This window comes from Gordonia sp. IEGM753, from assembly GCF_050321825.1.
Lineage (GTDB): Bacteria > Pseudomonadota > Gammaproteobacteria > Pseudomonadales > Pseudomonadaceae > Aquipseudomonas.
This window is the reverse complement of sequence record NZ_JBNQGB010000001.1, coordinates 2,313,312-2,328,278: the sequence shown is the minus strand read 5'-3', so window position 1 is coordinate 2,328,278 and position 14,967 is coordinate 2,313,312. Positions and strand designations below refer to the sequence as shown.

16 protein-coding genes are annotated in these 14,967 nt (G+C 58.2%); 7 read left to right on the top strand and 9 right to left on the bottom strand.

Annotation, left to right across the window (positions count from 1 at the left end; all coding sequences use genetic code 11):
• Positions 1-233 precede the first annotated feature (233 nt).
• On the top strand, positions 234-1,658 hold the full coding sequence (locus ACQR3R_RS10410) for an FAD/NAD(P)-binding protein (protein WP_428272033.1): 1,425 nt from the start codon (positions 234-236) through the stop codon (positions 1,656-1,658).
• Between the two features lie 73 nt (positions 1,659-1,731).
• Here the strand turns inward: ACQR3R_RS10410 and ppnN are convergent, their stop codons facing one another.
• Entirely contained in the window at positions 1,732-3,105 is a 1,374-nt protein-coding gene (gene ppnN / locus ACQR3R_RS10405; RefSeq protein WP_428272032.1) for a nucleotide 5'-monophosphate nucleosidase PpnN, read from the bottom strand.
• Between the two features lie 171 nt (positions 3,106-3,276).
• Between ppnN and ACQR3R_RS10400 the strand changes: the two genes are divergently transcribed.
• Both ACQR3R_RS10400 and ACQR3R_RS10395 read left to right on the top strand, forming a co-directional pair.
• Positions 3,277-3,852 carry a DUF3087 family protein gene (locus tag ACQR3R_RS10400; RefSeq protein ID WP_428272031.1) on the top strand — a complete coding sequence of 192 codons (576 nt, stop codon included), beginning with the start codon at positions 3,277-3,279 and terminating at the stop codon, positions 3,850-3,852.
• A 15-nt stretch (positions 3,853-3,867) separates the two neighbouring features.
• The gene (locus tag ACQR3R_RS10395; protein WP_428272030.1) at positions 3,868-5,445 is read left to right on the top strand and encodes a diguanylate cyclase; all 1,578 of its coding nucleotides are present in this window, start codon (positions 3,868-3,870) and stop codon (positions 5,443-5,445) included.
• Positions 5,446-5,458: 13 nt separating this feature from the next.
• Here ACQR3R_RS10395 and ACQR3R_RS10390 read toward each other — a convergent pair whose 3' ends face one another.
• The 3 genes from ACQR3R_RS10390 to ACQR3R_RS10380 all read right to left on the bottom strand — a co-directional run bounded on the left by ACQR3R_RS10390 (position 5,459) and on the right by ACQR3R_RS10380 (position 7,989).
• Entirely contained in the window at positions 5,459-5,833 is a 375-nt protein-coding gene (locus tag ACQR3R_RS10390) for a DUF2784 family protein (protein ID WP_428272029.1), read from the bottom strand.
• A 60-nt stretch (positions 5,834-5,893) separates the two neighbouring features.
• Positions 5,894-6,769, bottom strand: a complete 876-nt coding sequence (dapA, locus tag ACQR3R_RS10385; protein ID WP_428272028.1) for a 4-hydroxy-tetrahydrodipicolinate synthase — start codon at positions 6,767-6,769, stop codon at positions 5,894-5,896.
• Positions 6,770-7,053: 284 nt separating this feature from the next.
• The gene (locus ACQR3R_RS10380) at positions 7,054-7,989 is read right to left on the bottom strand and encodes a diguanylate cyclase domain-containing protein (RefSeq protein ID WP_428272027.1); all 936 of its coding nucleotides are present in this window, start codon (positions 7,987-7,989) and stop codon (positions 7,054-7,056) included.
• 167 nt (positions 7,990-8,156) lie between these two features.
• Between ACQR3R_RS10380 and ACQR3R_RS10375 the strand changes: the two genes are divergently transcribed.
• The 3 genes from ACQR3R_RS10375 (at position 8,157) to ACQR3R_RS10365 (ending at position 9,392) form a co-directional block, all read left to right on the top strand.
• Positions 8,157-8,858 carry an AzlC family ABC transporter permease gene (locus tag ACQR3R_RS10375; RefSeq protein WP_428272026.1) on the top strand — a complete coding sequence of 234 codons (702 nt, stop codon included), beginning with the start codon at positions 8,157-8,159 and terminating at the stop codon, positions 8,856-8,858.
• A complete protein-coding gene (locus tag ACQR3R_RS10370) occupies positions 8,855-9,169 on the top strand; it encodes an AzlD domain-containing protein (protein ID WP_428272025.1) in 315 nt (104 codons plus the stop codon). Before ACQR3R_RS10375 ends, ACQR3R_RS10370 begins: the two co-directional genes overlap by 4 nt.
• 64 nt (positions 9,170-9,233) lie before the next feature.
• Positions 9,234-9,392, top strand: a complete 159-nt coding sequence (locus ACQR3R_RS10365; protein ID WP_428272023.1) for a hypothetical protein — start codon at positions 9,234-9,236, stop codon at positions 9,390-9,392.
• Between the two features lie 284 nt (positions 9,393-9,676).
• Here the strand turns inward: ACQR3R_RS10365 and ACQR3R_RS10360 are convergent, their stop codons facing one another.
• The 5 genes from ACQR3R_RS10360 to ACQR3R_RS10340 all read right to left on the bottom strand — a co-directional run bounded on the left by ACQR3R_RS10360 (position 9,677) and on the right by ACQR3R_RS10340 (position 13,681).
• Positions 9,677-9,949, bottom strand: a complete 273-nt coding sequence (locus ACQR3R_RS10360) for a hypothetical protein (protein WP_428272022.1) — start codon at positions 9,947-9,949, stop codon at positions 9,677-9,679.
• A 239-nt stretch (positions 9,950-10,188) separates the two neighbouring features.
• Entirely contained in the window at positions 10,189-10,866 is a 678-nt protein-coding gene (locus ACQR3R_RS10355) for an SOS response-associated peptidase family protein (protein ID WP_428272021.1), read from the bottom strand.
• A gap of 206 nt (positions 10,867-11,072) precedes the next feature.
• A complete protein-coding gene (locus ACQR3R_RS10350; RefSeq protein WP_428272020.1) occupies positions 11,073-11,786 on the bottom strand; it encodes an ATP-binding cassette domain-containing protein in 714 nt (237 codons plus the stop codon).
• Positions 11,787-11,789: 3 nt separating this feature from the next.
• Positions 11,790-12,629 (bottom strand): ABC transporter permease subunit, encoded by an 840-nt coding sequence (locus tag ACQR3R_RS10345; protein WP_428272019.1) that lies wholly within the window; start codon positions 12,627-12,629, stop codon positions 11,790-11,792.
• Between the two features lie 65 nt (positions 12,630-12,694).
• Positions 12,695-13,681: an aliphatic sulfonate ABC transporter substrate-binding protein gene (locus tag ACQR3R_RS10340; protein WP_428272017.1), complete on the bottom strand. Its 987-nt coding sequence runs from the start codon at positions 13,679-13,681 to the stop codon at positions 12,695-12,697.
• A gap of 296 nt (positions 13,682-13,977) precedes the next feature.
• Between ACQR3R_RS10340 and ACQR3R_RS10335 the strand changes: the two genes are divergently transcribed.
• Complete coding sequence (locus ACQR3R_RS10335; RefSeq protein WP_428272015.1) at positions 13,978-14,925, top strand: aliphatic sulfonate ABC transporter substrate-binding protein; 948 nt, start codon at positions 13,978-13,980, stop codon at positions 14,923-14,925.
• The last annotated feature ends 42 nt before the right edge of the window (positions 14,926-14,967 follow it).

Sequence of the window (14,967 nt, the reverse complement as noted above, 5' to 3'; positions counted from 1 at the left end):
CAAAACAGGATCCGTTGCGGGCACGTTGCGCGAGCAGTTGCCCGGTGAAGGGCGGCGTTTATCCTGCGTCCTACTTTGGTACTGCTTGAGAATCCTCCGAAGATTTGGCGCCTATCATTGCCCGGTACAGGGTCTGGATGTGCGCCAGGCTCACTCGTGACCAGCACCTGAGCTTCCTGATACCCAACCAACCTATTAATGTGGCGCTTAAAACAGTGATCAGTGAGAACCGCATGATTGAGCCCCAAAACGGACAGGCGACCGATGCCAGCCGTCACGCAGATGTCCTGATCATCGGTGGTGGCCTCAGCGGCGCGATGCTGGCGGCGCAGTTGTTGCGCCTGCCCGGCAAACGTTCACTGCTGGTGATCGAACCGCGCGCAGAGCTGGGGCGCGGTGAGGCGTACAGCGCGGTCGAACTGGGCCATACGCTCAACGGCAACGCGGCGCGGATGAGCGTCGACCCGGACAACCCTGACGACTTGACCCAATGGCTGACCGACTACATTGCAGCGGGTGGCTGGCCGGAGTCGTTCGAGCAACCCGTGCCGATCAGTGAACTGTTCCCGCCTCGGGGCCTGTTTGGTGTGTATGTGCAACAACGGCTGGCCGAAGCACAAGCGCTGGGTGCGCTGAACGGCTCAACCGTTACGCATGTGCGCGCCGAGGCTGTGGACCTGCAAGTATTGAACGATGCTGTGCAGTTGACACTGGATGACGGGCAGCGCCTGCAGGGCTCATTGGCAGTGCTGGCGACTGGAATGTTCCCCGCTGCGCGCACGCCACAGACTGAATCGAGCGGTTTGAATGCGGCCGCGCTCGACCCTTGGGACGTTACGGCAATGAAGCAACTCGACCCGCAGTCGACAGTGCTGATCATCGGTTCGGGCCTGACCATGGTCGATGCCGTGGTGTCGTTGGAACAGGCCGGGCATCGAGGGCCTATCGAAGTGTTTTCCCGGCATGGCTTGCTGCCGCACGTACGCCGTCAGCCGCCAGCCTGGGTGGATTTTCTCGCCGAAGATCACAACCTGCGCACACCCAGGCAATTGCTGCGCGCGCTGCGTGCGCATTGCCGGGATGCCATTGCGCAAGGCGTCGACTGGCAGGCGCCGCTCGACACCGTGCGGGCGCACATTGGCCGTTTGTGGAATCAGGCAACCGATGTGCAGCGTCGACAGTTCGTGCGGCATGTTCGGCCGTGGTGGGAAAGTCATCACCACCGCTCGCCACCGCTAAGCGCCGAGTTGGTTGCGCGCTTGCACGATGAAGGTCGTTTGCGAATTCAGGCGGCGTCGTTCAAAGGGCTGGCGCCTGATCCGGGGAATGGGGTCAGTATTCGCATTCGTCGGCGCGGTGAGGCTGCTACCTCGGTGGTCAGCGGTGCGGCGTTGATCAATTCCAGTGGCATCGAGTACGACTGGCGAAGGGTTGCGCGACGCTTGCCGCAGCAATTATTGGCACGCGGGCTGATTTCGCCCGGGCCTTTGGCGCTGGGAATTGCGGCTGCAGTGGATGGCGCCGTGCTGGCTGCCGATGGCCAGGTGGCCAGTCGATTGTTCGCCATGGGCCCGCCATTACGCGGAATGTGGTGGGAGAGTACGGCGGTGACCGATGTCGCGAGCCAGGCCAAGGCATTGGCTGCTCGTTTGGTGTGAAAAACCTCATCCCTGAATGCAACGAGCCGAAGCGTTTGCTTCGGCTCGCACGGTTATCACTCAGAAAATATAACTACGCAACCACCTGATAACACGGCACATACGCCGCGCCGCCGGGCAATTTCATCCGGTGCTGGGCAACGAACGCCTTGAGCAATTGATCCAGCGGCTGCATGACCGCCGCATCGCCACGGATCTGATAAGGACCGTGTTCTTCGATCAGGCGAATGCCCTTGTCCTTGACGTTGCCAGCGACGATGCCTGAGAACGCGCGGCGCAGGTTGGCGGCGAGTTCGTGGGGCGGCAGGTCGCGGCTGAGTTTCAGGTTGGCCATGTTTTCGTGCGTTGGATCGAACGGACGTTGCAGGCTTTCGTCGATTTTCAGCAGCCAGTTGAAGTGGAAAGCGTCGTTACGCTCGCGGCGGAACTGTTTGACCGCTTTCAAGCCCTGGGTCATCTGCCGCGCAACTTCTGTCGGGTCGTCGATGATGATCTCGTAATGCTGCTTGGCCGTTTCACCCAGCGTGGCGCCTACGAACGCATCCAGCTGTTCCAGGTACGGCGCTGCGTGTTTCGGCCCGGTGAGGATGACAGGGAAGGGCAGGCCTTCGTTGTCCGGGTGCATCAGAATGCCCAGCAGGTACAGAAACTCTTCGGCCGTGCCAGCGCCGCCCGGGAAAATGATGATGCCGTGACCTACACGAACGAAAGCTTCGAGGCGTTTTTCGATGTCCGGCAGAATCACCAGTTCATTGACGATCGGGTTTGGCGCTTCGGCGGCGATGATGCCGGGCTCGGTCAAACCGAGGTAGCGTCCGCCATGGATGCGTTGCTTGGCATGGGCAATGGTGGCGCCTTTCATCGGGCCTTTCATTACGCCAGGACCGCAACCGGTGCAGATGTCGAGGCTGCGCAGGCCCAGTTCATGCCCGACTTTCTTGGTGTATTTGTATTCTTCGGTGTTGATCGAGTGGCCGCCCCAGCACACCACGATCTTCGGCTCGACGCCTGGGCGCAGGGTGCGGGCGTTGCGCAGCAAGTGGAACACATAGTCGCTGATGCCCTGGGAGTTGCTCAGGTCGATGCGCTGGCTGTCGAGTTCATTTTCGGTGTAGACGATGTCGCGCAATGCACTGAAGAGCATTTCGCGGGTGCTGGCGATCATTTCGCCGTCGACGAAGGCGTCAGCCGGGGCGTTCAGCAGCTCGAGGCGTACGCCGCGATCCTGTTGGTGAATGCGAATCTCGAAGTCTTTGTACGCTTCGAGGATGGTCTTGGCGTTATCAACGTGAGCGCCGGTGTTGAGAATGGCCAGGGCGCACTGGCGGAATAAGGTGTAGGTGCTGCCGGATCCGGCTTCGCTCAGTTGCTGTACTTCACGTTGGGAGAGTGTTTCCAGGCTGCCTTTAGGGCTGACGGAGGCGTTGATTACGTGTCTTTGGGTCATTCAATGATCCTTAAAACGATGTCGTTCACCCGAGGATTGGCAAATGGCATCCGAATAGTGTGTTTCCAATAAAGAAGATGGCACGAACTGCGAGGTATCGCCATGTTCCCCTTTGACGATGAAAAGATGAAAAGGAGCCCCAGCATAGCTAAATCCCTCGGGGAGGCGATAATGCCCCGCAGTCTTTTTGCCAATGACCCAAGGAAACCCGACGCGATGTTCGAAATCAAGCCGATGAACGCCCAGACCTATCGACAACAGACGCGGCGCAGCACGGTGATCATCGCCCTGATTTTCCTGGCGCTGGCGATGCTGCTGGCGACCCTGGCCGTTACGCTGTTCGGCGAGCCTGGCGGTGACAACATGCGCTTCAACGTCGGCGGTGTGTTTGTCGCGGTACTGCTGATGGCGGCACTGATGCGCGGTACGTTCTGGACCCAGCAATGGATGGCGCCGGCGGTGTATGGCTGGCAGCTCAAGCGCAGCCTGATGAGCATCACCAATGTCATGCATCAGGTGACGGACGCGGTGGCCAAGGACGACCCGAGCGCAATCAAATTGTTACGTTTTTATCATTTAGGCTTAACTCAGATGCATCTGCTCGACGGTAACTCAAGTGATCATGGGCAACTGAACCGTGAAATCGAGCAGCACAAGGCGCACATGGAGGCGTTGGGTATTGATACCGAACAGACGCAGTTGAATCCGGCGTGGATCGAGGCCGTGAAACAAATGCCTAAACCCTGAGCGTAAAGGAACGACATGGGCCAATTGTCCATCAGCAAGCGTCTTGAGAATGCCCGGCCCGGTGCGTTACCGGGCGCTGAACACGTCAAGACCCGCCTGAAGATCCGCCACGTGGTGTTTCTGCTGGTGGCGGTGTGCCTGGCCATGACCAGCATTGTTATCTGGGAAGGCTGGAATTCACGCCAATACCATTTGCGCGACAAGGAAGTGGCCATGTCCAACCTTGCGCAAACCCTGGCTTCGCAAGCGCACGCGTCGATCAAACAGGCTGATACGTTGTTGCTGACGCTGGTTGAGCGTCTGGAGAACGAGGGTGTCGAGCAGGCGCGCCAGCCCCGGATGCAACGTTTGCTCAGTGCCCAGCGCAGCGAGTTGCGCCAGTTGCACGGGTTGTTTGTGTACGACGAAAAGGGTCGATGGATCGTCAACTCCAACGGCGCTGATTTGCCGCAAGCGAATAACGCCGACCGTGAGTATTTCCAGTTTCACCTGAATAATCCCGATCGTGGCCCGCACATTGGCCCGACGATCAAGAGCCGTTCCAGCGGTGAATGGATCATGACCGTGTCACGGCGCGTCAATCACCCCGACGGCAGCTTCGCCGGCGTGGCGCTGGCAACCCTGTACCTCAGCCACTTCCTGGACCTCTACGACAGCATCGACATGGGCCATAACGGCGTGATCAGCCTGCTCGCAGACAACGCCACGATTGTCGCGCGGCGGCCATTCAATGAGGCCGATATCGGCAGTAGCGTCGCCAAGGGCCCGTTATTTACTCAACTGCTGCCCAAGGGCGACTCAGGCACGGCAACCGTCAGGTCGGTGATGGATAACGTCGAGCGAGTGGTCGGTTTTCAACGGGTAGAAGGTTATCCGCTGATCATTTTTGTGGCGCTGGACAAGGATGAAGTGCTGGCGGGATGGCGCCAGGAATCAATGCTCAGCGCGGGTATTGTCACTGTGCTCCTGTGTTTTCTGGGGGTTTTGAGCTATCGCCTGATCCGACTGATGAGGCAGCAGAATCAGGTGCAGGCGGTGCTGCTGGACGCGCAGGAAAAACTCCTCGAAGTGAATCGCGGCCTGGAATTGCTGGCGCTGGAGGATGCGCTGACCGGGCTCTCCAATCGTCGTCAATTTGATCTTTTTATCCTCTCGGAAATGGGGCGGGCCAAGCGCACCCAAGTGCAACTGGCGCTGCTGATGATCGATGTCGATCACTTCAAACGGTTCAATGACCTATACGGGCACGTGGCCGGGGACGTGTGTTTGCGCAAGATCAGCGCGATCATTAAAGAAAATATCCAGCGACCCGGGGATCTGGCCGCCCGTTATGGGGGCGAGGAGTTCGCGGTGGTGTTACCCGGCACGGACTATGTGGGCGCGTTTCTGGTGGCGGAGAAAATTCGCCATGCGGTTCAAGAGGCGGGGATCTTGCACAGCGAAGGTGTTGAAGGAACGGTCACCGTCAGCCTGGGTGTCTGCGCCTATAAAGCAGAAACCCAGCTTCACCCTGATGACTTTCTCGCCGCCGCAGACAAGGCGTTGTATGTGGCCAAGGCCAGCGGTCGGAACATGAGTGTGATTGCCAACTAAGCCCGACCCTGCGTCAAGCGGCCCGCCGTAGCCGCCACAACCTGATCAGCCGCACGTACACCCACAGGTTGATGACCAGTACCACGCAGCCCAGGCCCAACTGAATAGTGGGCGTGAGGCCAGCGGGGTAAATCACCGGCAACACGTAATGCTCAATGAAACCGCCGCCATACACAGTTTGCCCGGCGGCGTCCCGCGCAAGGTTTTCCCAGTAGGTGAGCGGGCAGGTCAGGTGGAAAACCTCCACCATCACTCCCCACGTCGCAGCGGGCAGGTGCCACCAGATCAGGTGGCGCCATTTGAGCACCAACAGCCCGCCGAACAGCACGAACAGAATGAACAGCAGATGAAACAGCACCAACCCGTCCGCAGCGATCCGGTACAGCATGTTCACTCCCTGGCACGTTAGGCGAATCGCTACATATTACGCGCACGGCTGGCTGGCGCTCTATCGATGTGTGCGGTTCAACGCCGCGAGCACTGCCTTTAAACGCTGAGTCATGGCTGCGCTGCTGCATTGCATCGGAGCGCGCAACTCGTCGGCGATCAGGCCTTCAAGCGCCAGTGCGGTTTTCACCGGGGCTGGATTGGGCTCCATGAACAGGCTGTTGATCAGCGGCAACAGTGTGAAGAACGTCGCCCGGCCGTCGGTCAATTGCTGGTCTCGCAGTTGCTGGTACAACTCAACGAAACGTTCAGGGTGAACGTGCGCTGAAGCCGCAATCGCACCTTTGGCACCCAGGCACAGCGCACTGAACAGCTGCGCGTCTTCCCCGCACAACACGTCGACATTGCCGCTGGCCAGCAGCGCCAGAGTAGTGGCCGGATTGCCGCCGCAATCCTTGATTGCAACGATCTGCGGGTGAGCGATGATGTTCAGCAGGGTCGCCTGTTCAAACGCGACCCCAGTTCGATACGGAATGTCATACACAATCAGCGGCACACTGGATGCATCGGCCACGGTTTTGTAAAGCGCTTCCAGGCCGGCCTGGGACGGGCGAATGTAATACGGCGGCGGCACCAGCAAACCGGCCACTGGGCGCGTGAGTATTTCGCTCTGAAATTGCAGCAGTTCGGTCAGGTTATTGCCGGCCAGACCCATCACCACCTGCTGCGCCGGCACACACTCCAGCACGGCATCAAGCACGGCCAGTTGCTCGTGCTTCCCCAGCGCTGCCGCCTCCCCAGTGGTACCGCAGACGACAATTCCGGCGATACCTTTTTCCAGCAAATGGCCGACAAGTCGACGCAGGCTCGCGAAGTCGATGGCACCGTTGTGAAACGGGGTGACGATGGGAACCCAAATACCTTGAAACGCTGACATAAACATACTCCTGAAAGTTGACCGATTTCGTCACCGTCAGAAGCGTAGAAGGAAGTAAGCAGGGGGAAGGGTGCCCGTCGCGCTCAATGTCCTGTCAGCTCATCTGACGGGACAGCGAGCCCCGGTCACATGAGCGACTGTTTCTTCGATTTAGGGGCGTGCGCAACGCAACCTTGCGCCTTGGCAATCAAGCCAATAGCGTCAGTGTTGAGCGTTAACGTTGCGAACATATTTACTTACACCCTGAATGAGGCGCTCAGTTTTAAAAGCCGGCGCGGTTTTTGTCAATCGCGAAAATCAGCGAACTCTGCGCGCATCCGCCCGTTGTGTTTGGCTCGGTACAGCAATTTATCGACCTGTTCGACGAAATCCAGTGCCGTTGCTTGCGGCTTCACTTTGGTGGTACCGACGCCCACGCTGAGGCTGAGCAAGGGTGAAACGGGCGACGATTGATGAGCAATGTGCTGCTGACGGATCAAGTGCAGGCATTTATTGGCAACCAGACGCGCCGACTCGGCGTCAGATTCCGGCAGCAGCCAAACGAACTCTTCGCCACCGATGCGCGCGATGAAATCCCGTGGTCGGTTAGCCGCCAGCGACAAGGTTTGCGCCACTGTGCGCAAACATTCATCGCCTTTTATGTGCCCGTAGTGGTCATTGAATTGTTTGAAGTAATCGATATCCAGAATCAACAGCGACAGCGGCAGACCGCTGCGTTGCGCGCTGCTCCATTCGCGTTCGAGCACGGTGTCGAACATGCGCCGGTTGGCGATACCGGTCAGGCCGTCCTGGAACGAATATTCTTCAAGCTGCTTTTGCAGCCGAATCAAATGCTCTTCGGTCTTCTTGCGCTCGCTGATGTCGAACATGAAACCCACCAGCGCTTCCACTTCGCCGTCCTTGCGCACCACGTGCACCACGTCGCGAATCCACACGTAGTCGCCGCTTGCGGTCAGCGCTCGATAATCTGCCTCGTGGTCTACCCCGGCACGTGATTGCGAGACACAAAACTCGACCACGTACTCGCGATCATCGGGGTGCATGCGCTCAACCCAGTCATTCACGCCAAGCCAACTGTCCTGTTTCCAGCCCAGCAAACGCTCGATCTGCGGACCGATGTAGCTAAAGGTCATGGTTTTCCAGTCGATGCGCCAAGGAATCGCCTTGGTCGATTCAAGCAGGGTTTTGTAGACATCGCTGTCAGTGTCGACGGTGCTCATGAAGGGGCCTCAATGAAAAAATGCTGCGCCATCATGTTGCTACTACGGTTTTGAAACAAGCGTCTAGCCGATGAATGGATCAGGCCGTTAAAAGTGCGCAAGATTGTTCAAGCCATCGGCCGCGACTGCTGGCACAGTTCGCTGTCATTCCCGGCCTGTAGAGCGTTATGTCCCATTCACTCCTGCCGCGCAGCGCGTTTATGCGTGGCGCCTTGGCGATCATGCCACTGTCTTTAGCCACCGCCCCGTGGGGGTTGTTGGCGGGTTCCATGGCCATCGAGGCCAATCTCACACCGCTGCAAGGGCAGGGGTTGTCGAGCATCGTATTTGCCGGTGCCGCGCAATTGGTGGCGATCGGCATGCTGAAGGGTGGCGCCGGAATCTTTTCGATCCTGCTGACCACGTTGTTGCTGACCTCCCAGCATTTGCTTTACGGGATGAGCATGCGTTCGGTTATTTCACCGTTGCCGGGTCGCTGGCGCGCAGGCTTGGGCTTTTTACTGACCGATGAATTGTTCGCGCTGGTCAGTCAGCACGACAAACAGCAGTTCAATCGCTGGTACGCGCTGGGCGTCGGCCTGACGTTCTACATTGCCTGGAACCTGTTCACGCTGGCCGGCATTGTGTTGGGCAGAAGCATTCCGGGGCTCGAACACCTGGGGCTGGATTTCTCGGTTGCCGCGACGTTCATTGCCTTGATCACGCCCGTGGTACGCAACGTGCCGACCGTGGTGTGCGTGGCCGTTTCACTGTTTTGTTCGGTGCTGTTCAGCTATTGGCACTGGGGTTCAGCGCTGGTATTGGCGGGGCTGGCGGGCATGACCGCAGGCTTTATCTGCAACAAATTCCATGTGAGGCAAACAGCATGATGGTCTGGGCGGTGATTATCGGGATGGGCGCGTTGGTGTTTCTCAACCGCTACGTATTTCTAGAGCCCCGGTTGCCGGTGCGTCTCGGCAGCAATGTGCGCCAGTTCCTGGGGTTCGCAGTGCCGGGGATGCTGACGGCGATCTGCGGTCCGATTGTTTTTATGCCTGATAAGCAACTGAATCTGCAGTGGGATAACCCCTACCTGATCAGCTCGCTGGTGGCGGTGGGGCTGGTGTTGTACACCCGCAATACCTTGCTCAGTATGTTGTTGAGCATGGGCTTTTTCTTTTTGCTGCGCGGGTGGCTCTGAGCCGCACGCGCCAATGTGTTCTACGCTGAGTAAATGACTGATCCCTTCAGGAAGAGAGGTGAACATGGCAAATGAACAGAAGCCGCCAGAGCCGGATGACGATGTGGATGAGCCGACGGAAGAAGAAATAGAGCGTGAAAAGAAGCGCTCTTCCCAGACCTGGAAGCATGACGACAGTCGAGAGCTTTCGGATCGGGATCAGGATATTCCGCTGAAACCCTGATGGCCCCCGGAAACAACCAAGCCCCGAATTGTTTTCGTCATGCTGTTCACTTAGACGATCTTCAGACAAACAGCATTCTGTGGTGAGGGGATTCATCCCCGTTGGACTGCGCAGCAGCCCCAAAAGCTGCAACCCAGGTGTAGCAGGTACACCGCGTGTGCTGGGTTTACGACTGCTGCGCAGCCGAACGGGGATGAATCCCCTCGCCACAAAATGAATGGGTATCGCTTAAGTGAGCAGCATTCGAATTGCCTTCGGGGCTTTTTTGGGGTGCGCGAGTCGAATCAGGCGTCGTCGAACTGCAGAAACTCGGGGTGACAGGCACGATAACCCAGCGTCTTGTCGATCCAGGCGTTCAATTCGTTGACCATCACCGGAGGTTGGCCCGGATAATCGGCGAGGGTTGAGCGCAAGGTATTGCTGATATCGGGCACGGCACGCAGTTCTCGGGTCTTGATGTATTGCCCTATGTAACAGTCGAGTTCATAACGTTCTGTCATCGACAGATAGACGCAAGCCAGCCCGCTGACTTGATTAGTTGAAAAATCGTCGCGCAAGTTAATTCTCTGCAAGGCTTGTTAGTTGTAGGGATTTCCTTATTTTTTGACGCGGCGGTCAACTGGGTCGTGCCAGTGGAAATGCGACACAAATGCTATCGGTAGTTATTCTAAATGTATGTATTACCTTTAGAATCTCAGACCGGCGGTTATGTATCAAAATAGATACTTTTAAAAAGTGTCTCGTTATTGAAACACCGAGTGTAACGTTGTGCGGTACGGCGTGTTGCAATCTAAGTTCAGGTTATTTTATTGATCAGAGAGGCGTCCTGGTTTCTGGCGTTACCCACCGCTTTACCCACTTTGTACCATTCAAAAACGTCACTGGTTGCGCCTTGGCATAATGCCATCTGTTCAGCACGTTCTTTTGGAGTTGCGGGGTCTAACCACTCCCGGGCAAGTTCGGGCGACAACACGACGGGGCGCCGGTCGTGAATATCGAGCATTCCGCCAGCGCTGTCGGCGGTGAGAATGACAAAGCCGTCGTCACCCCTGGATTCGCCACGGGCGGTGAACTGGCTGATCGCAGCGCAGAAGATCGGCGCCTGGTCCTGGCGACGAATCAGCCACGGCTGGCGTGTTGAATCCTGCTCATCAACCCATTCGAGCCAATTATCGATCGGCACAATTGCACGGTGTGGCCAGATCGCCCGAAAGAACGCGCCGTGGGCAACTTTCTCTACCCGCGCGTTGATCGGCGGCGCCCGATCCTTCGCCCAGTGCGGCCGCCAACCCCAGCGCACCGAATCGGCGTGCAGGTGATCGTCTTCAATATGCAGCAAGGCAAGTTGCGCGGTCGGGGCAGCGTTATAACGCCCCAGCGGCTGATCGCCGACGTGATTGATCAAGGCATCAGGAATACTCAGCGCCGCCACAAAATCATGAATACCCCGGTATTGCGACAATCGTCCACACATCGACAAACCCTCGTGCTGGAGCGTTCAGCATAGAGCTTGGCACTGACATCGGCTTGCCGGTGATGGCGATTTCACGGGCGCCATCGCTGGCAAGCCAGTCTCGTACGGGTCGGGGGTGATGCCGGGGGTGGTGCCCCGAACGCAAATCCCGTAGGAAACCGGCTTGCCGGTGATGGCGATTCCGAAGACGCCATCGCTGGCCGGTGTCAGATGACGTGGGCGCGTTGCAGTTCGGTCAGCGATTGGGCTTTGAGGCTGGCGAGCAGCGGGTCGCGTCGATCACGCGGGTGAGCCAGTTGCACGGAGAGTTCCTGGCGGAAGGTGCTGGGGCGATTGTCCATGACCAACACGCGGTCACTAAGGTACAGCGCTTCATCGACATCATGCGTGACCAGCAACAAGGCAATCGCGTGGCGTTCAGCCAGTTGCAGCAACAAATCCTGCAATTTCATGCGGGTAAAAGCGTCTACCGCGCTGAAGGGTTCATCGAGTAACAGCACGTCCGGTCGAGAGTACAGGCCACGGGCAATGGCCACACGTTGTGCCATGCCACCGGACAGGGCTTTGGGCAGTGCGTGCGCGAACCCGGTCAGGCCGACTTCATCGATCAATTGCGCGACCCAGGCCCGATCAAAATGCTTATCGGCGCTAAAACCAATGTTTTGCTCAACCGTCAGCCAAGGCATTAAACGAGGTTCCTGAAACACGAACGCCACCTCACCCGCATGGCTCTGCTGTTCGCCCTCGAAGTCTTTCTCCAGGCCGGCGACGATCCGCAGCAGCGTGCTTTTACCGCAGCCGCTTGGCCCCAACAGGCTGACGGTTTCACGTGGTTTGAGTTGCAGGTGGATATGCTTCAACACCGTGGCAGTGGCAAACGTTTTGCGCTCCACGCGAATGTCCAGCAGGTGTTCGGTCATGGTTCAATCCTCTGCGCTTTGGCCGTTGAACGTGTCACGCCAGGCCAGGAAACGTTTCTCCAGCCCGGCCAGAATGCCGTCGCTGATCTTGCCCAGCAGCGCCAGGACGATAATCGCCGCGAGCACGATGTCGGGACGTGACGTCTCGCGACCGTCACTCAACAAATAGCCCAAACCTTTGGTGGCGGCGATCAACTCGGCGGCCACCAAAAACATCCAGGCCAGGCTCATGCCGGCACGCAACCCGGTGAACAGGCCGGGTAGGGCCGCGGGCAGCAGAATGCGTCGCACCAGGCGCAGGCGGCTGAAACCGTACATTTGCCCGACTTCGACCAGTTTGCGATCGATGTCACGGATCGCTGCGACCCCGTTGAGGTACACCGGGAAGAACGCACCGATGGCGATCAGGACGATTTTTGAGGTCTCGTCGATGCCCAGCCACAGCAACAACAGGGGCACCCACGCCAGGCTGGGGATCGAACGTAAACCGGCGAATGTCGGCTCCAGCCAGGTCTCGGCTTCACGGCTCAGACCCACCCATGCCGCGAACACCAACGCCAGACCCGCACCGATGGCGAAGCCCAGCAGCACGCTGGCGCTGATGTGTTTCCACAAGGCGCCTTCAGCAAGGTCCCGCAAGGTCAGGGCGATGTCGCTGGGCGCCGGCATTTGATAGGACGGGAGCCAGCCGATACGTACGACGAACTCCAGCACGATCACGATCAATACCGGCAATGCCAGCCCTTTAAGGCGCACACGCCAGGCGTTGCTCATGGTTTTGGGCGAACGCTGGGGTACCGGCAATGCCAGGCTGGCGGGCAGGTCTTTGCTTTTGCTGGTCATGAAATGTCTCCAGTCACCACGAATCCGCGACGGGCGCGGATTCGGTGTTTCCCGTTCTAGGCTGTTTATTGACGAGCCACGGTTTCTTTCGAATGGGTGTCGATCAATTGATCGATCACCTGGTCGACATTGACCCCACGGCGCACCAGTTCTTCGGAAACCAGGATCGGCGCGGCAGCCTTGGAGGCGATGACATCCTTGGCGGTGAGCTGTGGGCTGCTCAAATCCGTACGCGACAATTGCAGCGTGGCCACTTCCAACGGAAGGCCGGATTCAGCAGCGAGTAATTTCGCCAGTTCATCAGGGTTTTTCACTGCCCATTCGCGGGCCTTTTCGTACGCCTTCAACACAGTGTCGATGGTTTGTGGATGTTCTTTGGCGTAGGTGTCGGTGACGCTGAGCACGCCGTAGCTGTTGAAATCAGTGTTGCGATAGAGCAACCGGGATCCGGCCTGCACCTGGCTGGCGGCCATGTGCGGATCGAGCCCGGCCCACGCATCGACGTCACCTTTTTCCAATGCGGTGCGCCCGTCCGGGTGCTGCAAATGCACCAGTTCTACGTCGTCTTTGCTCAGGCCTGCCTGCTGCAGGCTACGCAACGTGAACAGATACGGATCGGTGCCTTTGGTCGCGGCAATTTTTTTGCCCTTCAGATCAGCCACGGTTTTATAGGGCGAGTCCTTGCGCACGACCAACGCCGTCCATTCGGCACGGCTATAGACGTACACCGATTTGATCGGGCTGCCGTTTGCGCGGCTCAGGACGGCGGCGAGGCTGGCGGAGGAGGCGAAATCGACACCGCCGCTATTGAGGTACTCCAGCGAGCGGTTGCTGCCCTGGCTCAGGACCCAACTGACTTTGGTCTGCGACAGCGCCTGTTCCAGGAAGCCGAAATGCTTGAGCACCAGACTGACTGGCGAGTAATAGGCGTAGTCCAGGTGCACTTCCTTCGGCGGCGCCTCCGCTGCGTGAGCCTGTGGTTGCAGGGTCAGGGCGAGGGCGCAGGCACTTAACAGGTACCTGATGCTGGACAGCGTGAAGATCGGTTTCATGAGACGGCTCCGGGCAAGGCGACGAGATTCTTATGTCAAAATATTTATTTTCCGTGAATGCATCCTGCATAAAAGGAATATTGCAGGCTCTGTGCCACATCGCCGTTTCACGTATTTACGGGCTCGGGGGATAGCCGCGGGAGTCAGTCGAATGTCCCGCAGAGTGCAGTCTGTTGAGTCGCTGTTGCTGGGCGAACAGTGGCAACGCGCGATCATTAGCTTATTGCTAAATCGAATTTAAAAATGGCCCGGTAAGAGCGTTATCGTCTAACCAATTAACTCGCCAGGAATGACCGATGAACCTCTCCCGTTTCGTGCGAAGTGTGCTGACCAGCGCATTATTCGCTGCACCGCTTGCCTACGCTGCCGACCCCGTTGTGCTGCACGTCGGTGATCAGAATTACTACAACGTTCGCGCTTCGGTAGAAGCGTCAGGTGTGCTCGAAGGGGCGCCGTACAAGGTCGACTGGAAGCATTTCCAGGCTGCCGCACCGCTGGCGGAAGCACTGAATACCGGCGCGCTGGACCTCGGTTTCCTGGGCGATTCGGGCTTTTTGTTCCTGGCCGCCAAACAGGCGCCAGTGAAGTTGATCGGCGTGTCGCGGCAGAACCCAGACACCATTGCATTGCTGGTGCCCAAGGATTCCCCGGTCAAAACCATTGCCGACCTGAAAGGCAAAAAAGTCGCTTATTGGCCCGGTGCCTGGAGCCAACAACTGACGTTACGTGCGCTTGAAAATGCCAACCTGCCGGAAGACTACGTCGACTTCGTCAAGCTGATGCCGATCGATGCTGCCGCCGCATTGCCTCAGGGCAGCATTGACGCGTTTCCGGTGTGGGAACCGTACATCTCGCAGCAGATTGTGTTCTCCGGGGCGCGGCCGATTCTCACCGCGAAAAACCTGATGCCCGGCCTAAGCGCTATCGCTGCTTCGACGCCTTCAATCGAGAGCAAGCGTGAAGCCATCGCCGATTTCCTCGTGCGCCTGAAAAAAGCCCGGGCCTGGGTAGATAACCACACCGACGAATACGCCGATTTGTGGGCGAAGAAGGCCAATCTGGACCGGGACGTGTCGCGGCATTGGTTGCGCCAGGCCCACATGACCGTCGGCCCGGTCGATGCCCAGGCAGCGGCAGATTTGCAGAGCACTGCGGATTTCCTGTTCAAGGTCAAGGCGCTGCCGACAGCGTTCAACACGGCACCGATTATCGACAACACCTTCCAGCAGTCTTTTACTCACTGACCCACGATGCCGGGGAGCGCCGGAACCAAACACTGTGTACCC